Here is a 17,419-nt window from a genome sequence, read left to right on the forward strand (position 1 = left end):
CCGCCGTTCACACACGTGACACCTTGCGGTGCTTAGATGTACCCCATGATCGATCCCGCACTCGCCGATGCAGGTCTCGGTGACGCCGAAGACGACGACTTCGATGCCGTCGAGGCCCCCGACGCTCTGCTCCCCGACCACCGCTACCTCGATCGTGAGCTGAGCTGGCTCGCCTTCAACCAGCGGGTGCTGGAGCTCGCGGAGGACCCGAGTCTTCCCGAACTCGAGCGGGCGAACTTCCTCGCGATCTTCGCGAGCAACCTCGACGAGTTCTTCATGGTCCGCGTCGCCGGACTCAAGCGCCGCATCATGACCGGCCTCGCCGTTCCCACGAACATCGGCCGTTCCCCCGGGGACGCGCTCGCGGACATCTCTCGCGAGGCGCACGCGCTGCAGCTGCGTCATGCGGATGCCTGGACCAGCAAGGTGCGCCCCGCTCTGGCGGATGCCGGCATCGAGATCACCGACTGGGACGCTCTGACGACAGACGAGCGAGCCGCGCTGTCGGAGTACTTCCAGGCGCAGGTCTTCCCCGTGCTCATGCCGCTCGCGGTCGACCCCGCCCACCCGTTCCCGTACATCTCCGGCCTGTCGCTCAACCTCGCGATCCGCATCCGCAACGCCCGCACCGGACGCCAGGAGTTCGCGCGCCTCAAGGTGCCGCCGATGCTCCCCCGCTACGTCGAGGTCCGCGGAACCAGCAAGATCACGCGATTCATCCGGCTCGAGGATCTGATCGCGAACCACCTCGGCGATCTGTTCCCCGGCATGGAGGTGCTCGACCACCACGCCTTCCGCCTCACCCGCAACGAAGACATGGTGATCGAGGAGGACGAGTCCGAGAACCTCATCCAGGCCCTCGAAGCCGAGCTCATGCGACGCCGCTTCGGCCCGCCGATCCGACTCGAGATCACCGACGACATGGACGACCTGACCCTCGACCTGCTGGTGCGGGAACTCGACATCACCGACCAGGAGGTCTACCGCCTCCCCGGTTCGCTCGACCTGCGCGGTCTATTCGACCTCGGGCGGATCGACCGCCCCGATCTTCGCTACCCGCCGCACCTGCCGACCACCTCGGTGTCGTTCCAGCCGGGAGACAGCAACTCCCGCCCTGACATGTTCAAGGCGATCCGCAAGGCCGACGTGCTCGTGCACCACCCGTACGAGTCGTTCACGACCAGTGTCGTCGCCTTCCTCGAGCAGGCGGCCCGCGATCCGCACGTGCTCGCCATCAAGCAGACCCTCTACCGCACCTCGGGCGACAGCCCCATCGTGCAGGCGTTGATCGACGCCGCCGAATCCGGCAAGCAGGTGCTCGCGCTGGTCGAGGTGAAGGCCCGTTTCGACGAGGCGAACAACATCGTCTGGGCCCGCAAGCTCGAAAAGGCAGGCGTGCACGTCGTGTACGGTCTGGTGGGCCTGAAGACGCACTGCAAGCTCGCTCTCGTGATCCGCGAGGAGGACGGGATGCTGCGTCATTACTCGCATATCGGCACCGGAAACTACAACCCGAAGACGAGCCGGATCTACGAGGACTTCGGTCTGTTCACCGCGGACGCGCAGGTCGGCAAAGACCTCACCCGCCTGTTCAACGAGCTCAGCGGCTACGCGATCGAGAAGAAGTTCAAGCGTCTGCTCGTCGCGCCGCTCCACCTGCGCAAGGGACTGATCCGACAGATCGACCACGAGCGCAAGAACGCCGAGGCCGGCAAGCCCGCCAGCATCCGCATCAAGGTGAACTCGATGGTCGACGAGGAGATCATCGACGCGCTGTACCGTGCGAGCGCGGCGGGCGTGAAGGTCGAGGTGTGGGTGCGCGGCATCTGCAGCCTGCGCACCGACCTCGAGGGCATCAGCGACAACATCACCGTACGCAGCATCCTCGGACGCTATCTGGAGCACTCCCGCATCTTCGCCTTCGAGAACGACGGCGACCCGCAGGTATACATCGGCAGCGCCGACATGATGCACCGCAACCTCGATCGCCGCGTCGAGGCCCTCGTGCGCGTGACGGATCCGAGCCACCTGCAGGAGCTCCTGTCGTTCTTCGACCTCGCGATGGACCCGGGTACGAGCTCGTGGCACCTCGGTGCCGAGGGCGTCTGGTACCGCCACGCCGAGGACGCCGAGGGCAACCCCCTCGTCGACCTGCAGGATAAGACCATGGGGTTGATCCAGCGGCGGCGCCGCGCACGGGCGGTGCGATGACCTCGACGACCGGCGCGGCCCCCGAGCGCGCGAAGCGAGAAGACCAGGCGTCGCGCGCCAAATGGACGGACAAGGCCGTGTACGCGGCCGGGGCCGTCGTGTGGCGCATCGTCGACGGGAAACTGCGGATCCTGCTGATCCACCGTGGCAAATATCGTGACGTCACCCTGCCGAAGGGCAAGGTCGATCCCGGCGAGATGCTCGCCGAGACGGCGGTGCGCGAGGTGCACGAGGAGACCGGCATCCGCGTGGTCCTCGGCGTTCCGGTCGGAGTCAGCCGCTACCACATGGCCTCGAACAAGCAGAAGGTCGTGCACTACTGGGCGGCCGAGGCGACGGACGACGCGATCCGGGAGTCGACGTTCGTTCCCAACCGCGAGATCGCGGCACTCGAATGGGTGAGCCTCAAGAAGGCCCGCGCGCGGCTGAGCTACCCCGTCGATCTCGAGATCATCGACTTCTTCCAGAATCTCGTCGACGACGGTGTCCTGCGCACCTTCCCCGTGATCGCGCTGCGGCACGCGAAGGCGCTTTCGCGCTCGGACTGGGAGGGAGCGGATGCCGCTCGCCCGCTCGCCGAGCGGGGGCGCCGGCAGGCCAAGTCGATCGTCGGCCCGCTCCGCGCCTTCGGAGTCAGACGGATCGTCACGAGCGACGCGGTGCGGTGCGTCGACACCGTCGTCCCGCTGTCGCGTGCGCTGGGTCGCAAGATCACTCAGACCACGAAGATCAGCCAGGATTCGTGGGACGACGACGCAGCTGACCTGCGCTCGGTGATCGGCCGACGGGTGAGAAGCGGCAAGGCGGCGGTCGTGTGCAGCCACGGCCCGGTGCTTCCCGGCATCCTCTCGGAGCTCGCGCTCGCCACCGGCACGATCCACGGCTCCTACATCGACAGCGCCGCCGATCTCGAACCCGCCGCGTTCTCGGTCGTGCATCTGTCCGCCTCCAACCCGGGCTCCGGGATCATCGCGATCGAGACGCACATCCCCAAGGTATGACCCTCGCGGCGGAGGTCCCGCTCGGGCGACGGCGTGCTCCGATGCGCCTCAGGCGCGCCGGCAGGCGAATCCAGAGAGACGTCCGTCGTTCACCTTCCGTTCACCTGACCGGGAGAATCTCGTTAACCGCCGCGCATAGCGTCACTGTGTGCCCTGCACCGGGCCCATTCCCATTCCCGATCGAACGGATCCACAGTGAAGATCTCCCGCATCGCCCGTATCGGCGCCATCGGCGCCGTCGCTGCCCTCGCTCTCGCCGGCTGTGCCGCGAACGAAGGCGGCACCGGCGGTTCCACCGACGCTCCCTCTTCCGAAGCCGCCCTCTCGGGCTCGCTGGTCGGCTCCGGCTCGTCGGCGCAGCAGGTCGCCATCCAGTCGTGGACGGCGGAGTTCCAGAAGACCAACCCTGACGCCGTCATCGAATACGACCCCGCAGGCTCCGGCGCCGGACGCGAGTCGTTCCAGCAGGGCGCTGTGAACTTCGCCGGCTCCGACCGCGCGTTCAAGACCGACGAGATCTCGGCCGGCGGCTTCGGCGCCTGTGTCGACGGCTCGGACCTCGTCGAGGTCCCCGCGTACGTCTCGCCGATCGCGATCGTCTTCACGCTCGACGGGATCGACTCGCTCGACCTCGACGCCGAGACCATCGCCGGCATCTTCGCCGGCAAGATCACCAAGTGGAACGACCCGGCGATCGCCGCCACCAACGACGGCGTCGACCTCCCCGACCTCGCCATCTCGCCGGTGCACCGCTCCGACAAGTCGGGCACCACGGGCAACTTCACCGACTACCTCGCACAGACGGCTCCCGACGCATGGACCTTCGGCAGCGTCGAGGAGTGGCCGGGCGAGCTGGGTGGCGAGTCCGCCGAGAAGACCTCGGGCGTCGCGAACGCCGTCAAGGGCGGCCAGGGCCTCATCGGCTACATCGACTCCTCGCAGGCCGCCGACTTCTCGGCTGTGAACGTGAAGGTCGGCGACGAGTTCGTCGGTCACTCGGCCGAGGGCGCTGCGATCACGCTCGACGCCTCGACGGTCGAAGAGGGCCGCACCGAGGGCGACCTCGCATTCGCGATCGACCGCACGACCACCGAGAAGGGCGCATACCCGGTTCTGCTCGTCAGCTACCTCATCGCCTGCGCCGAGTACGAGGACGAGAACGTCGCCGCTCTGACCAAGGCGTTCTTCACCACCGCCATCAGCGCCGAGGGCCAGGACGCCGCCGCGACCAACGCCGGCAGCGCCCCGATCTCGGACGATCTGCGCACCAAGGCGCAGGCCGCGATCGACCTGATCAAGTAATTCCTGTGGACGGTGTCCGGGGTGCGATCCGCTCCCCGGACACCGTCTGTCCGCACCCGATACCCGATCCATCGAGCAGGAAGCAGCTCCAATGACAGCCACGACAGTGGAGGCCAAGGCTCCCATCGTCGCGAAGAGGCGCGCGGGAGACATCTGGTTCTCCGGCACGGCGGTCGCCGCCGGCTCCATGATCATGATCACGCTCGCCGCGGTCGCGATCTTCCTCATCGTGCAGTCCATCCCCGCCTTCACCGCCGACAAAGAGACCGCGTCGCTGCTGACGAGCAACTTCTGGGACTACGTCGGTCCGCTTCTCTTCGGCACCCTGTGGGCCGCCCTGCTCGCTCTCGTGATGGCCGTGCCCCTGTCGCTCGGCGTCGCACTCTTCATCACCCACTACGCGCCGCGCAGGCTCGCGCAGACCATCGGCTACATCGTCGACCTGCTCGCCGCGGTGCCGTCTGTGGTCTTCGGCCTGTGGGGCATCTTCGTGCTCGCCCCCGCTGTCCAGCCGGTCTACGTCTGGCTGAACGCCAACCTCGGCTGGATCCCGTTCTTCGGCGGCGTCGTCTCCCCGACCGGTCGCACGATCATGACCGCAGCGATCGTGCTCGCGGTCATGGTGGTGCCGATCATCACGGCCATCTGCCGTGAGATCTTCCTGCAGACACCACGCCTGCACGAAGAAGCCGCCCTGGCCCTCGGGGCCACCCGGTGGGAGATGATCCGCATGGCCGTGCTGCCGTTCGGCCGCTCCGGCATCGTCTCAGGCGCAATGCTCGGCCTCGGTCGTGCGCTCGGCGAGACCATGGCCGTCGCCATGGTGCTCTCGGTGAGCAAGACCATCACGATCGAGCTGCTCACCTCGGCGAACCCCTCGACGATCGCCGCGAACATCGCGCTCACCTTCGCCGAGGCCTACAAGACGAACATCAACGTCCTCATCGCGACGGGTCTCATCCTCTTCGTCGTGACCTTCGCCGTGAACGCGATCGCGCGGTGGTTCGTGGACCGCCGCAAGGAATTCTCGGGAGCGAACTGACATGACCACTCTCGCCCCCGAAACACCGCTCACGATCTCCACGTCGCGCGCCCCCCTGTCGTCCGGCCATCTTCCGCGCTGGGCGCCCTGGGCGCTCCTCGGCGTGTCTCTCCTCATCGCTGCGGCGCCGTTCGGACTGTCGGCCGCAGCATCCGGCTCCGAGTTCAACATCGCGGGCAGCCTCATCGTCGGCGCCCTGCTGTACCTCGTCATCATCTACGTGACCTCGCGGATCGTCGAGGGGTCGCGCAAGGCGCTCGATCGCTTCGTCACCGGCATCGTCACCTCGGCGTTCCTCATCGCCATGGTCCCGCTCGTGTCGGTCGGCTGGACCGTGATCTCGAACGGCATCGCGCGCATCGATCCGCTGTTCTTCAACTCGTCGATGCGCGGTGTGCTCGGCGAGGGCGGCGGAGCGCTGCACGCCATCATCGGCACGCTGATGGTCACGCTCGCCGCGACAGTCATCTCCGTCCCGATCGGTCTGATGACCGCCGTCTATCTGATCGAGTACGGGCAAGGCACGCGGATGTCGCGCATCATCACCTTCCTCGTGGACGTGATGACCGGCATCCCCTCGATCGTCGCCGGTCTGTTCGCCTATGCGGTGTTCGCGCTGATCTTCGGACCGGGCGTGCGCATGGGCATCATGGGCTCCGTCGCGCTGTCGGTGCTGATGATCCCGGTCGTCGTCCGCTCCACCGAGGAGATGCTGCGGCTCGTGCCGAACGACCTGCGAGAAGCGTCGTACGCCCTGGGTGTGCCGAAGTGGCTCACGATCGTCAAGGTCGTGCTGCCGACGTCGATCGCGGGCATCACGACCGGCATCATGCTCGCGGTCTCGCGCGTCATCGGCGAGACCGCGCCGCTGCTGCTCACCGCCGGCTTCACCGACGCGATGAACTACAACCTGTTCAGCGGTCGAATGCAGACGCTTCCCGTGTTCACGTATTCGCAGTACGCCTATCAGGGCATCCCCGCCGAGGCCTACGTCGACCGCGCCTGGGCTTCCGCCCTCACCCTGATCGTCATCGTCATGGTGCTGAACCTCGTCGCGCGCTTCGTCGCCCGAGTGTTCGCCCCGAAGACCGGCCGCTGAGCCACAACCCGAAGGATCATCCTGTGTCCAAGAGCATCGAAGTCAACGACCTCAACGTCTACTACAGCGACTTCCTCGCCGTCGAGGGCGTCTCCCTCGACATCGAGCCGCGCAGCGTCACCGCGTTCATCGGCCCCTCGGGCTGCGGCAAGTCCACATTCCTGCGCACCCTCAACCGCATGCACGAGGTCATCCCCGGCGCCCGCGTCGAGGGCCAGGTGCTGCTCGACGGCGACGACCTGTACGGTCCGTCCGTCGACCCGGTGACCGTCCGCCGTCAGGTCGGCATGGTCTTCCAGCGCCCGAACCCGTTCCCGACCATGTCGATCCGCGAGAACGTCCTGGCCGGCGTGAAGCTGAACAACAACCGCATCACGAAGTCGGATGCCGACGCGCTGGTCGAGAAGTCGCTGCAGGGTGCGAACCTGTGGAACGAGGTTAAGGACCGCCTCGACAAGCCCGGATCCGGCCTCTCCGGCGGTCAGCAGCAGCGTCTGTGCATCGCCCGCGCGATCGCCGTCTCCCCCGACGTGCTCCTGATGGACGAGCCGTGCTCGGCCCTCGACCCGATCTCGACCTACGCGATCGAGGAGCTCATCGGCGAACTGAAGAGCGAGTACACGATCGTGATCGTGACGCACAACATGCAGCAGGCGAGCCGCGTCTCCGACAAGACCGCGTTCTTCAACATCGCCGGCACCGGCAAGCCCGGCAAGCTCATCGAATACGGCGACACGACCAGCATCTTCACGACCCCGAGCGTTCAGGCCACCGAGGACTACGTCTCCGGCCGCTTCGGGTAACGGCCGGGGGCTTCCCCTGCAGCACTTCTCGTGTGAAAAGTCGGAGTCTCCCGACGACACGCCGGTGGCGGATGCCACGGCACGGCGTGTCGGCCCGAGGCTCCGACTTTTCGCGCACGGGGTCGGCTCGCAACTCCTCCTGCACAACAGACGCGAATCGCGTCTTCTCCCCCGCTCCCGACTGCCATGCGGGTCACCTCGAGCAGACGACCACGGCGCCGGGCAGACTCACGGGATGTCCTTCCGCACCGCCGTCCACGCTCTCACGGCCGAGGGCGGCATGGCACGCACCCATACCCTCCTGGCGATGGGAGTGACCGCGCGCGAACTGAGCAGAGCCCGCGAAGCCGGCGAGATCGTGCGACCGCGTCAGGGACTGTACGCGCTTCCCGCCACCTCTCCGCAGGAGTTTCACGCAGCCTCTCACGGCGGTATTCCCGCCGCGGGCACGGCAGCGCGACTGCACGGCCTGTGGGTGCTCGACGACGACACGATCCACGTCTGGATGGGTGCTGAGGGACGCCGGCTCAGCGCTTGCGAGAACTGCTGCCTGCATTGGTCGGCGGGCCGGCCAGAAGCGGGGAACCTGCCGTCGATTCCGCAGACGCTGCTGCAGATGCTCCGCTGCGGCGGTGAGGAGTCCTTCTTCGCCGCGCTCGAGTCGGCGTTGAGGCAGCGCCTCCTCAGCGATCATGATCGAAGCCGTCTGCGTTCCGAATTGCCGCGTCATCTGCGCTGGCTGCTCGACTTCGCGCGCGAGGACGCCGACAGCGGCCTCGAGTCGATCGTCCGCCTCCGGCTCCATCGCTTGGGGATCGATGTGCGCACGCAGATCGTCATCCATGGAACCGGACGCGTCGATCTCCTCATCGGCGATCGGCTGCTCATCGAGATCGACGGCAAGCAGAACCACGATGGCAGGGCCGAGCGACACAAGGATCTGATCCGCGATGCCTTCTCCGCGATCTGGGGCTACGAGACTCTGCGCTTCGACTTCGCCATGGTCATCTACGAATGGGACCTCGTCGAGCACGCGATCGTCGCGAAGATCGCCGCGGGCGCGCACCTCTGGCCGCGCAGCTGATCCTCGGGGCCCCAGCCTCGACTCCGCCACACGATGTCGCGCCCCTGGGATGCCGCGAAGCGGTGCGAAAAGTCGGAGTCTCCCGACGACACGCCGGTGGCGGATGCCACGGCACGGCGTGTCGGCCTGAGGCTCCGACTTTTCGCGCACGCGGGGCCGGGGACGGGGCGGGCGCGCCGTGCGGGGCCGGGCGGGAGCGCCTCAGTCGCGCGGCGAGAGCAGGTAGGCGTTGAGCTCGGCGGTGAGGACGTGGTCGACGGGCAGGGACTCACCGTCGACGGTGGTGATCGGAGCGGCGAGGCGCACACTCGAGACCAGCCACGCGGCATCCGCCTTCGGCAGTTCGGCTACAGGGATCTCCGCATATCCGACCTCGAACCCGCGCGCGGAGAGGTGCTCGTAGACGCTCAGCTGCGTGGTGCCGTGCAGGATTCCGCCGTTCGGCGCGGGCGTCACGAACCGGTCGCCGACGCGGAGGATGAGCGACGCGGTCGGCGCCTCGAGCACGAATCCGTCGCTGGAGAGGAAGATGGCGTCATCCGCCTCCCTGCGATGCGCTTCGCGCAAGGCGGCCATGTTCACGGCGTACGAGAGCGTCTTGGCGCCCAGCAGAAGCCAGGGCGCCCGTTCGGCGACGTGCAGATCGTAGCCGCGGTCGAGCGTCACGACGCGGATGCCGTCGACCCGAGCGGCGGTGAAGTCGGATGCCGGCGACGCCGTCACCCAAGCCGTCGGGGTGGGTCCGTGCTCGACACCGCGGCTCAGGATCAGTTTGATGACCCACTCCCCCTCGCCGCACTCGGCCGCGGCGACCGCGATCGCCTGGAGCCACTGCTCCTGATGCGGCACGGGCAGATCGCACAGCCGCGCGGAGTGCGCCAGGCGTTCGAGGTGCGGAACGACCTCTTGCGCGTGCGAGTCGACCACACCGATCGACTCGAACACACCGTCTCCGCGCTGAGTGCTGAGCTCGCCGACGCTGAGAGCCGGAGCGGCGGCATCCACCATCGTGAACGTGCCGGAGAAGTCCGCCCGTTCCTCGAAGGCGGCCACGGGATCGATCATCAGAGCAAAGCGCCGGGTCATGTTCCGAGCCTAGAGGTCGGGAATAGCCTCGGCATGATCGCGTTACAATTGAGTGGCCGGGCCGCATAACCCCGGGCTCCAATTTTTGCCGCTGCGAGCGGCCTTCCGCCGAGAGGCGTTCTTGCGGCCCGGTCTTTCCATGTCCGGCTCGGTAGTGTCGTCGGACTCAGACCAGGCCGTCGATGCGCCACAGGACTGCGCTTGCCGACAGGTCCTGCGCGAAGGAACTGAGCCGCAGCGCCCGCGTGGTCAGCTCGCTCGCCCGCCGAGGCTCGGTCGCCTCGTAGTCGTCAGCCACGTGCGTCGCGCCGGACGCCTGCACGCGGCAGAAGGCCGCAGCCCGGTCGAGGGCCACGGCGAAATCTCCGCGGAACGCGCCACGAAGGATCGTGTCGATCAGCACGACGAGCTCGTCGGGGTCGGCAGGCACCGGAGCGCCGGCGACGACGGCATCCGGTGACGCCAACTCGACCCGCCCGCGCTCGTACAGCAGCGCAGCCGTCTGGGGATCGCTGTGGATCGCGAGCTGCAGCACGTACAGGCGCCAGAGCGCTCCCGGGAGTGTGCGCGAGGGAGCCTTCGACCACAGTTCCGCGATCTCGTCGATGCCGTGCTCGGCTGTGAAGGCGACCAGACGGTCAGCGCTCGCACCGCTGTCGTCCGCGCGGACACGGGTGAGCAGAGCGGATGCAGTGGCATGCGCGATCCGCGTCTCCTCGGCGGGGTCGTGCGAGCCGACGATGTTGTCGAACGCCGTGGTCGGTCGGCGGATCGGGCGGTGGTGCTCAGGCATCACACCAGGGTACGCGCGTTGCGAGGAGTCAGGCCGTGGGGATGACGATGAAGGGGTCGGAGCTCGGCCGTCCCGTCGGCGATCCGCCGTCCGGCTCGAGCGTCACCGCGATCGCATCGCCCGGTCGCATCTCGCCCTTCAGCTCGGCGATCGCATGGCCGCCCTCGACGGAGAAGGTACCGGCGGAGACGGCTCCGTCGCCCCGAACGAACCAGAGCTCGTAGGTGTGGCCGTCGGCGGGAGCGGCGATGTCCTCGGTGACCAGCACCGCTCTGCCCAGCGAGGCCGACCAATGGGCGATCGCGGTCCCTCCCCCGTCGAGCGAGACGGAGGCCTGTTGCGCATCGTCCGAGCCCTCGATCTGCTCGAGAGCGACAACCGGAGCCGGACGGTCGAGGATTCCGTTCACAACGACGGTTCCCACCCCGATTCCGACGAGAAGCACGATGCAGGCGGCGAGAACGAAGAGAAGTCGGCGTCCTCGACGGCTTCCTGCAGGCGTGCTGTCGATGTCCGACGAGGAGGGAGATGGTGCAGCCGGTTCGGCGACGCCGCTGGTGCTCAGAGTCCCGGAGCCGGCGTCTCGGTCGTCGTCTTTCTGGATCGGGCGCGCCGACCCGCGAGGCGCCTCGACATCGGCGATCGGTGTCTCCCCGTCGGCCTGGGGAGTCTCTGCGATGCGGGCGAGCAGTGCGGAGCGGATGCCGTCGGGCGGAGACACCGGCTCGACAACCGAGGCGAGAGCAGCTGCGGCATCCGCGTCGTCTCTTGCCACGCTTCGCCATTCGGGGTGAACGGCCAGCGCCGCGCGGAACCGGCGCTCTTCGTCGGGCGACAGCGCGTGCAGCGCCGCCCCTGCGGAGAGCTCCGCGAACTCCTGCTCGTTCATGCCGTCACCCCCATCGCGCTGCGGAGACGAATCAGTCCGTCCCGCATCCGCGTCTTGATCGTTCCCAGCGGCGCCCCTACGAGCACCGCGATCTCGTTCTGACTGTATCCGCCGTAGTAGGCGAGGACGAGAGCCTCCCTCTGCGCCTCGGGAAGCCCCGCCAGCGCATCGACGACCTTCTCACCCTCGATGCCCAGTTCCACCTGTTCCGCGACGCTGTCGTGCGCCACCCCGATGTCCTTGAGCCCCGCTCGCACATCGCGATCGGTGCTGGACTGCGAGGCGCGGACCCTGTCCACTGCCCGGCGGTGGGCGATGGTCATCACCCAGCTTCTTCCCTGTCCTCTGTTCGGAGCGAAGCGGTCAGCGGATTGCCAGATCTCCAGGAAGACCTCCTGCAGCACCTCTTCACTCTGAGAGCGGTTGACGAGCACCCGCAGGATGAGACCGAACACGCGGGAGGACATCATGTCGTAGAGCCGGGCGAAAGCGCTCTGATCACCCGAGGCGATGCCGACGAGGAGATCGGCGACGGCGTCGCGCGCCGTGCCGTCCTCCGGTACGTCAATCCCGTCGATGACCATCTCCACCAGCATGCCGCATCCCCTCACGATCCGTTGCAGGCGTCACCCGAAGGTGAAGGAATAGACCTGCACACCCGCGGGGATCTCGAGTGTGAACGACCCTGCGGCGACCGCATCGGCCTGCTGCAGACCGTACGACCGCGGCGTCCCGTCGACGCGGATGCTCTGCTCCGGGCCGTTCTCATCGCGTACGATCACCTCGCCCTCTCCCGCGACGACCATCCGCACCTCGGCGGCGTGGTAGTTCAGCCTGATCCTCGCGCTGCCTTCCGTGGGAGTGGCGAACTGCGTCTCGACCGTCCACTCGCCGTCGAGGGCGAAGCTGTCATCGGGTTGCGCTTGTGGGAACGAATACTCGTGAGCGCCCGCGCGATACGCCGCCTCGCCTCCGAAGTTGACGTCCTTGGACGAACCGAGGAAGGTCTCCCTCGTGGTCGACCCCACGTCGGGCGTCTCATCGACGACGTCCGTCGCGCCCGGCAACTGCACATCGGGATCGGCGTCTTGGAGCAGTTCGCGGATCAGCTGCTCTGTGGCGGCGTAGTTGCCCTCGCCGAACGAGATGTGCCGCACCGTGCCTTCCGCATCGATGAGGTAGTGCGCCGGCCAGTACCTGTTGCGATAGTTCGTCCAGGTGGCGAGGTTGTTGTCGAGTGCGACCGGATATTCGATTCCGAAGTCGGCGATCCCCGCGGCGACGTTTCCCGGGTCCTTCTCGAAGGCGTATTCGGGCGAGTGGATGCCGATGACGTCCAGCCCCAGGTCACGGTAGGTCTCATCCCAGGCGACGACGTGCGGGAGAGAGCGCTGGCAGTTGATGCACGAGTACGCCCAGAAGTCGATGAGCACGACTTTTCCGCGCAGGCTCGCCAGATCGACGGCCTGGCCGTCAGGAGTGTTGAGCCACTGCTCTATGCCCTTTATCGACGGCGCCGTGCCGCAGGATTCGAGCTCTTCTGCGCCGTTGGTGCACTTGTCGAGGTCTTTGTTCTCGTCGGTGACCAGTCCGCCGAGATCGAGGGCGTCCGACACCTCCTCCGAGTCCGCGAGCTCCTGCTGCAACGGAGAGGTGTAGTCCGGAAGCAGACGCTGCAGGGCCTGCGGCACGTTGAAGACGAGCCCGACGGCGAGAGCGATCATCGCGATGCCTGCGGCGATGCGCAACGCGCGCTCCTTGGAGCGGAAGGCGCGGATGCGCTCGATCACTCCCCGCCCAGCCAGCGCGAAGACGAGGAGCGGCACAGCGACTCCGATCGCGAACGACACCGTGAGCGCGATCGTGCCGAGACCGATCCGCCCCGTGGACCCTGCGACGATGATCGCGGCGAGCACCGGACCTGCGCAGGGGACGAAGACGGCGCCCAGGGCCAGGCCCACACCGAATCCGCTTCCCCGGTTCTTCACCTCGCGCTGACCGAAGCGTTGGAAGGGCCGTTCCAGAATTCGCTCGAGCCTCGGCACGATCAGTCCCGTGCCGATGATCACCAGCACCGCGATGCCGACCCAGCGGATGATGTCCTGCGGCAGGTTCAGCAGCCCGAGAAGAAGCGAGCCGCCCAGCGTCACGAGAGTGAAGCTCAGGACGAGTCCCGCGATCACCAGGTACGGCCGGCTGCGCTTCGCCGGCACGACTTGTCCGTCGAACTTCGCCGACTGGGCTCCCCCGGTCAGGAAGATGACCGGGAGCACGGGCAGGATGCACGGCGAGATTCCGGTGATGAGCCCGCCGAGCAGGCCGATGATGATCAGGTCCATGAGGTCCTCGCTTCTTGTCCTCTCCTGTTCGCGTCCGACCGCCGGACGGATTGGATTCAGGGATTTCCCATCCGATGCGTCGGGGGCTCCGAACAGAGGTCGACGCCACGGAGAGGCCGTGGCTCAGTTCTGAAGGAGCTCGAGATGTTCAGCACCAAGAAGAAGGTCACTGCGGCACTCACCCTCACGCTGGCGAGCGCATTCCTGCTGTCCGCGTGTTCGATGGGCGGTGCCCCTGCTGCGGAGTCGCCGAAGCCGTCGGCTGCCGAGTCGTCTGAAGCGACACCGGAGACGATGGACCCGGCCGCGAACCTCATCGGCCCCGGGTGCGCGGCGTACGCGGAGGCTGTTCCGGACGGCGCCGGTTCGATCCAGGGCATGTCGCAGGACCCGGTGGCGGTCGCAGCATCCAACAACCCGATGCTCAAGACGCTCGTCGCTGCGGTGAGCGGGCAGCTCAACCCCGACGTGAACCTCGTCGACACCCTCAACGGCAGCGAGTTCACCGTGTTCGCGCCGGTCGACGACGCGTTCGCGAAGATCGATCCCGCCACGATCGAGGCGCTCAAGACCGACAGCGCGACCCTGAGCTCGATCCTCACGTATCACGTGGTGCCCGGTCAGATCGAGCCCTCCGACATCGCAGGGATGCACACCACGGTCCAAGGAGCCGATCTCGAGGTCACCGGCAGCGGGGACGACTGGATGGTGAACGACGCCAAGATCGTCTGCGGCGGCGTGCAGACTGCGAACGCCACGGTGTACCTCATCGACACCGTGCTCATGCCCCCGGCCCAGTGAGGCGGGGTGCCGGGCTGGGGAGCTCGGCGATCTCGCCCATCGGGGGATGACGGCGAGAGGGATAGAGTGCCGTCGGCGACCCTCGTGTCGCCGACGGCACTTTTCACTCCCACTAGACTGGAACGACACGGGCCTCTAGCTCAGTTGGCAGAGCATCGGACTTCAACAAAATAGGAGCGCCTCGGGGGAAACTTCGAGGATGACACCACTCAAAGTCGGGGAACCCTCGCTGGGAGACCAGTTGGCAATCCCGAGCCAAGCCGGACGCGAGTCCGGAAGGTGTAGAGACTGGACGGGTGGCACCTACAGCGAAAGCCATGGTGAAGGGACAGTCCAGACCACGAACGCCCTTCGGGGCGGCGGCGAAAGCCGAAGTGGCAAGTTAATCCGCGGGTCGAGGGTTCGAGCCCCTCGGGGCCCACCGTGAAGAGCAGGATGTCGGCACCGGCAGCTAGGTTTCGATCCATGAAACGCTGCGGAACATGCGGTGTCAGCAAGCCGCTCGATGAGTTCAATCGGAAGAGTTCGAGCGCCGACGGGCGTCAAGCCGTGTGCCGGGACTGCAATCGAGAATCCTCTCGTCGCTACTACGCGCGAAATCGCGAGCATCACATCGCCGTGATCCGTGCGCGCACCAGGGCGCAGCAGGCGGCGAGCATTTCCTTCGTGTCCGAGTACCTGTCCGCGCATCCGTGCGTGGACTGCGGCGAAGCGGACCTCCGTGTTCTGGACTTCGATCATCGCCCCGGCTCACCCAAGCGAGACGACGTGATGCGGCTCGTGCGCAACGGCCACAGCATCGCCGTCATCACGAGCGAGGTCGAGAAATGCGATGTGCGATGCCGGAACTGCCATGCGATCGTCACCTACGCTCGCATGGGGGCGAACTGGCGGTCGGCCGCGTGTGAAGCTCAAACAGCTGAATGATCCGCGGCGCGCGCGCGATGCCGACGCACGGCGGCCCGGTTCGCGCAGCGGACAGAGCAGAACCGCTGTCGGCCGTTCCGGGTCACGTCGACCACGACGTTCGTGCACGGTGAGGCCTCACAGCGCGACAGGCGATCCATGCCGCGCGTGACCAGGTGCAGTGATGTTCCGACGTTGATGACCGCTCGCAGAACGTGCGGCAGCGACTGCACGTCGTCGCGGTAGTGCAGGTGCCAGCCTTCACCATCGTGATCGGTGAGCCGCGGGTACGCGCCCACCGATGCCATCTGCAGGTTGAGCATCTCAGCCCGCCGCGCCGGATCGCTCTCGTCCACGATCCGCAACCAGTCATCGATGACCTCGCGGACCTGCGCGTGATCGTGCGGCTCGGGCGGGAACACCATCGTCATGCCGCCGTCGAGCGTTCGCGCCTCGATCCCGTCGCGGTCGGCGGGCCAGTCGTTGGCGAGGGATGCGGCCAGCAGGACCGCATACTCGCCGTAAGGGTTGAGATGCATAAGGCCATTACATCACGCTGGACACATGACCGCATTGCATACCCGCCCGATCCCCCACCAGGCCACCGCCGCGCACGAGCATGCATGGTTGGTCGAGTCGAGGCATCCGACGAGCGAAGGCACGGTGCTCTACGTCCGTTGCGGAGGTTGCGGCATCCGCCGCGTCGACGTGCAACAGCATCCGATGGCTCCGCCGACTGCGCTGAGCCGCCCTCTCACTCCGTGAGCTCTGCCAGTGTCCGAACCGTGCGCAGGTTGCGCGCGGTTCCTGCCACTCCCAGCGCTTTGTCGAGCACGGCCTTCGTGAGCTTCGAGCTGTGCACACCCGCCTCGGCGTAGTCGATCCAGAGGTCATCGCCGACGAGAGAGATCCTCTCCCCCGGCAGCAGCCGCTGCTCGAGCGCCTCGATCGCACCCGGCGCGGCAGGGCCCTCGAGGAACATCACGTGCAGGAGCTTGTCGGCCGCCGCATCCGGGAACGGGTTCTCTTCGAGGGCCGCGACCAGCTCGGCGTGGGTGCGCGCGATCACCGGCGTATCCACTCCGAAGGCAGCAGCGATCAACGCTCGCACCTCGGACCGGGCGCTGTCGATGTCTCCCGGGTCATCGCAGATGATGTTGCCGCTCGCGATGAAGGTCGACACCCCCGTGAGCGCAGTGCGCTCGCTCAGCAGCGTGCGCAGCTCGGCCATCGGGACCCGGTTGCGTCCACTGACGTTCACCGCGCGCAGCAGCAGCGCGCAGCGCTCAGAGGTCATGCCTCCGAGCTCTCGACGAGCTCTGCCCCGGCGTGTGCAAGCTCGGCAAGAGCGGCCTCGCTGGGCTCGGGGGCGACACCCGCGATGAGGTCGGTCAGCACTCGAACCCGCACGCCGTGCGCGAGCGCATCCAGTGCGGAGGCCCGCACGCAGTAGTCCGTCGCGATGCCGACGACGTCGGCGCTCAACACGCCCGCCTGCGCGAGCACCGCGCTGACGGTGCCGCCGGCATCCGTCACGCCCTCGAACATCGAGTAGGCGGGCTTCCCCTGTCCCTTGCGGACGTGGTGGGTGACGGCGTCGGTCACGAGCAGCGGGTCGTAGTCGGCTCCGTCGGTGCCCTCGACGCAGTGCACCGGCCAGGTGTCGACGTAGTCGGGGTTCTCGGCGAAATGCCCGCCGTTGTCGCCCGTCGCGTCGTGCCAGTCGCGCGAGGCGATGATCACCTCGTAGTCGGCGGCGTGGACCTCGAGGAAGGCGGACACGGCGGATGCCACGGCATCTCCGCCGGCGACGCCCAGGGCGCCGCCTTCGGTGAAGTCGTTCTGGATGTCGACGATGAGAAGCGCTCTGCTCATGCTTCGAGCGTACGCCCGGACGGGGCCATTCCGGGGGAAACCAAAAGGCCCCGTGATCTTCATCACGGGGCCTGCTGGAGCCGCTTGTCAGAATCGAACTGACGACCTTTTCATTACGAGTGAAATGCTCTGCCGACTGAGCTAAAGCGGCGCGATCTCCGATATTACATGGTTCGGAGCGTGCTCGC

18 protein-coding genes and 1 tRNA gene are annotated in these 17,419 nt (G+C 67.1%); 10 read left to right on the forward strand and 9 right to left on the reverse strand.

The annotated features are described in order from the left end of the window. Positions 1 to 45: 45 nt before the first annotated feature. The 7 genes from QFZ53_RS16930 (at position 46) to QFZ53_RS16960 (ending at position 8,542) form a co-directional block, all read left to right on the forward strand. Positions 46 to 2,211: an RNA degradosome polyphosphate kinase gene (locus QFZ53_RS16930; protein WP_292910831.1), complete on the forward strand. Its 2,166-nt coding sequence runs from the start codon at positions 46 to 48 to the stop codon at positions 2,209 to 2,211. Further along, on the forward strand, positions 2,208 to 3,212 hold the full coding sequence (locus tag QFZ53_RS16935; protein ID WP_292910833.1) for an NUDIX hydrolase: 1,005 nt from the start codon (positions 2,208 to 2,210) through the stop codon (positions 3,210 to 3,212). Before QFZ53_RS16930 ends, QFZ53_RS16935 begins: the two co-directional genes overlap by 4 nt. A 195-nt stretch (positions 3,213 to 3,407) precedes the next feature. Further along, positions 3,408 to 4,514 carry a phosphate ABC transporter substrate-binding protein PstS gene (gene pstS / locus QFZ53_RS16940; protein ID WP_292910835.1) on the forward strand — a complete coding sequence of 369 codons (1,107 nt, stop codon included), beginning with the start codon at positions 3,408 to 3,410 and terminating at the stop codon, positions 4,512 to 4,514. Between the two features lie 91 nt (positions 4,515 to 4,605). Then, positions 4,606 to 5,556: a phosphate ABC transporter permease subunit PstC gene (gene pstC, locus QFZ53_RS16945; RefSeq protein WP_292910837.1), complete on the forward strand. Its 951-nt coding sequence runs from the start codon at positions 4,606 to 4,608 to the stop codon at positions 5,554 to 5,556. Position 5,557: 1 nt separating this feature from the next. Further along, the gene (gene pstA / locus QFZ53_RS16950) at positions 5,558 to 6,655 is read left to right on the forward strand and encodes a phosphate ABC transporter permease PstA (RefSeq protein WP_307298384.1); all 1,098 of its coding nucleotides are present in this window, start codon (positions 5,558 to 5,560) and stop codon (positions 6,653 to 6,655) included. Between the two features lie 23 nt (positions 6,656 to 6,678). Beyond that, the gene (gene pstB, locus QFZ53_RS16955; protein ID WP_292910841.1) at positions 6,679 to 7,458 is read left to right on the forward strand and encodes a phosphate ABC transporter ATP-binding protein PstB; all 780 of its coding nucleotides are present in this window, start codon (positions 6,679 to 6,681) and stop codon (positions 7,456 to 7,458) included. 235 nt (positions 7,459 to 7,693) lie between these two features. Beyond that, positions 7,694 to 8,542: a type IV toxin-antitoxin system AbiEi family antitoxin domain-containing protein gene (locus QFZ53_RS16960; RefSeq protein ID WP_307298387.1), complete on the forward strand. Its 849-nt coding sequence runs from the start codon at positions 7,694 to 7,696 to the stop codon at positions 8,540 to 8,542. Positions 8,543 to 8,743: 201 nt separating this feature from the next. On the opposite strand, the gene QFZ53_RS16965 is transcribed toward QFZ53_RS16960, so the two are convergent. The 5 genes from QFZ53_RS16965 to QFZ53_RS16985 all read right to left on the reverse strand — a co-directional run bounded on the left by QFZ53_RS16965 (position 8,744) and on the right by QFZ53_RS16985 (position 13,649). Continuing rightward, complete coding sequence (locus QFZ53_RS16965; RefSeq protein WP_307298389.1) at positions 8,744 to 9,628, reverse strand: aminodeoxychorismate lyase; 885 nt, start codon at positions 9,626 to 9,628, stop codon at positions 8,744 to 8,746. Between the two features lie 166 nt (positions 9,629 to 9,794). Then, on the reverse strand, positions 9,795 to 10,421 hold the full coding sequence (locus QFZ53_RS16970; RefSeq protein ID WP_292910845.1) for a DNA-directed RNA polymerase subunit beta: 627 nt from the start codon (positions 10,419 to 10,421) through the stop codon (positions 9,795 to 9,797). Between the two features lie 28 nt (positions 10,422 to 10,449). Next, a complete protein-coding gene (locus QFZ53_RS16975) occupies positions 10,450 to 11,310 on the reverse strand; it encodes an anti-sigma factor (RefSeq protein ID WP_307298394.1) in 861 nt (286 codons plus the stop codon). Then, complete coding sequence (gene sigK, locus QFZ53_RS16980) at positions 11,307 to 11,906, reverse strand: ECF RNA polymerase sigma factor SigK (protein WP_307298397.1); 600 nt, start codon at positions 11,904 to 11,906, stop codon at positions 11,307 to 11,309. Before sigK ends, QFZ53_RS16975 begins: the two co-directional genes overlap by 4 nt. A gap of 30 nt (positions 11,907 to 11,936) precedes the next feature. Continuing rightward, positions 11,937 to 13,649, reverse strand: coding sequence for a cytochrome c biogenesis protein DipZ (locus tag QFZ53_RS16985; RefSeq protein ID WP_307298400.1), 1,713 nt, complete (start codon positions 13,647 to 13,649; stop codon positions 11,937 to 11,939). Positions 13,650 to 13,793: 144 nt separating this feature from the next. On the opposite strand from QFZ53_RS16985, the gene QFZ53_RS16990 reads away from it, so the two are divergent. Both QFZ53_RS16990 and QFZ53_RS16995 read left to right on the forward strand, forming a co-directional pair. Beyond that, positions 13,794 to 14,450: a fasciclin domain-containing protein gene (locus QFZ53_RS16990; protein ID WP_307298403.1), complete on the forward strand. Its 657-nt coding sequence runs from the start codon at positions 13,794 to 13,796 to the stop codon at positions 14,448 to 14,450. A gap of 465 nt (positions 14,451 to 14,915) precedes the next feature. Next, a complete protein-coding gene (locus tag QFZ53_RS16995; RefSeq protein WP_292910855.1) occupies positions 14,916 to 15,377 on the forward strand; it encodes a hypothetical protein in 462 nt (153 codons plus the stop codon). On the opposite strand, the gene QFZ53_RS17000 is transcribed toward QFZ53_RS16995, so the two are convergent. After that, positions 15,362 to 15,895: a CGNR zinc finger domain-containing protein gene (locus QFZ53_RS17000; RefSeq protein ID WP_292910857.1), complete on the reverse strand. Its 534-nt coding sequence runs from the start codon at positions 15,893 to 15,895 to the stop codon at positions 15,362 to 15,364. The genes QFZ53_RS16995 and QFZ53_RS17000 overlap by 16 nt on opposite strands. Before the next feature lie 25 nt (positions 15,896 to 15,920). Between QFZ53_RS17000 and QFZ53_RS17005 the strand changes: the two genes are divergently transcribed. Then, positions 15,921 to 16,121, forward strand: coding sequence for a hypothetical protein (locus QFZ53_RS17005; protein ID WP_307298407.1), 201 nt, complete (start codon positions 15,921 to 15,923; stop codon positions 16,119 to 16,121). Here the strand turns inward: QFZ53_RS17005 and QFZ53_RS17010 are convergent. The 3 genes from QFZ53_RS17010 to QFZ53_RS17020 all read right to left on the reverse strand — a co-directional run bounded on the left by QFZ53_RS17010 (position 16,111) and on the right by QFZ53_RS17020 (position 17,382). Beyond that, on the reverse strand, positions 16,111 to 16,653 hold the full coding sequence (locus tag QFZ53_RS17010) for a DUF1697 domain-containing protein (protein WP_307298409.1): 543 nt from the start codon (positions 16,651 to 16,653) through the stop codon (positions 16,111 to 16,113). The genes QFZ53_RS17005 and QFZ53_RS17010 overlap by 11 nt on opposite strands. Next, complete coding sequence (locus QFZ53_RS17015) at positions 16,650 to 17,231, reverse strand: isochorismatase family protein (RefSeq protein ID WP_307298412.1); 582 nt, start codon at positions 17,229 to 17,231, stop codon at positions 16,650 to 16,652. The genes QFZ53_RS17010 and QFZ53_RS17015 overlap by 4 nt, the downstream gene beginning before the upstream one ends. A gap of 75 nt (positions 17,232 to 17,306) precedes the next feature. Further along, positions 17,307 to 17,382: transfer RNA gene (locus QFZ53_RS17020), tRNA-Thr, on the reverse strand. Positions 17,383 to 17,419 lie beyond the last annotated feature (37 nt).

It is taken from the genome of Microbacterium natoriense, assembly GCF_030816295.1.
GTDB lineage: Bacteria > Actinomycetota > Actinomycetes > Actinomycetales > Microbacteriaceae > Microbacterium > Microbacterium natoriense_A.

What these genes read in the sequence shown, in the direction of transcription:
- QFZ53_RS16990 (WP_307298403.1), top strand. Translation starts at nt 13,794, where the DNA reads ATGTTCAGCACCAAGAAGAAGGTCACTGCGGCACTCACCCTCACGCTG.
- QFZ53_RS16995 (WP_292910855.1), top strand. Translation starts at nt 14,916, where the DNA reads ATGAAACGCTGCGGAACATGCGGTGTCAGCAAGCCGCTCGATGAGTTC.
- pstA (WP_307298384.1), top strand. Translation starts at nt 5,558, where the DNA reads ATGACCACTCTCGCCCCCGAAACACCGCTCACGATCTCCACGTCGCGC.
- QFZ53_RS16985 (WP_307298400.1), bottom strand. Translation starts at nt 13,649, where the DNA reads ATGGACCTGATCATCATCGGCCTGCTCGGCGGGCTCATCACCGGAATC.
- QFZ53_RS17010 (WP_307298409.1), bottom strand. Translation starts at nt 16,653, where the DNA reads ATGACCTCTGAGCGCTGCGCGCTGCTGCTGCGCGCGGTGAACGTCAGT.
- sigK (WP_307298397.1), bottom strand. Translation starts at nt 11,906, where the DNA reads ATGCTGGTGGAGATGGTCATCGACGGGATTGACGTACCGGAGGACGGC.
- QFZ53_RS16970 (WP_292910845.1), bottom strand. Translation starts at nt 10,421, where the DNA reads ATGCCTGAGCACCACCGCCCGATCCGCCGACCGACCACGGCGTTCGAC.
- QFZ53_RS17015 (WP_307298412.1), bottom strand. Translation starts at nt 17,231, where the DNA reads ATGAGCAGAGCGCTTCTCATCGTCGACATCCAGAACGACTTCACCGAA.
- pstC (WP_292910837.1), top strand. Translation starts at nt 4,606, where the DNA reads ATGACAGCCACGACAGTGGAGGCCAAGGCTCCCATCGTCGCGAAGAGG.
- QFZ53_RS17000 (WP_292910857.1), bottom strand. Translation starts at nt 15,895, where the DNA reads ATGCATCTCAACCCTTACGGCGAGTATGCGGTCCTGCTGGCCGCATCC.
- QFZ53_RS16935 (WP_292910833.1), top strand. Translation starts at nt 2,208, where the DNA reads ATGACCTCGACGACCGGCGCGGCCCCCGAGCGCGCGAAGCGAGAAGAC.
- QFZ53_RS16960 (WP_307298387.1), top strand. Translation starts at nt 7,694, where the DNA reads ATGTCCTTCCGCACCGCCGTCCACGCTCTCACGGCCGAGGGCGGCATG.
- QFZ53_RS16930 (WP_292910831.1), top strand. Translation starts at nt 46, where the DNA reads ATGATCGATCCCGCACTCGCCGATGCAGGTCTCGGTGACGCCGAAGAC.
- QFZ53_RS16975 (WP_307298394.1), bottom strand. Translation starts at nt 11,310, where the DNA reads ATGAACGAGCAGGAGTTCGCGGAGCTCTCCGCAGGGGCGGCGCTGCAC.
- QFZ53_RS17005 (WP_307298407.1), top strand. Translation starts at nt 15,921, where the DNA reads ATGACCGCATTGCATACCCGCCCGATCCCCCACCAGGCCACCGCCGCG.
- QFZ53_RS16965 (WP_307298389.1), bottom strand. Translation starts at nt 9,628, where the DNA reads ATGACCCGGCGCTTTGCTCTGATGATCGATCCCGTGGCCGCCTTCGAG.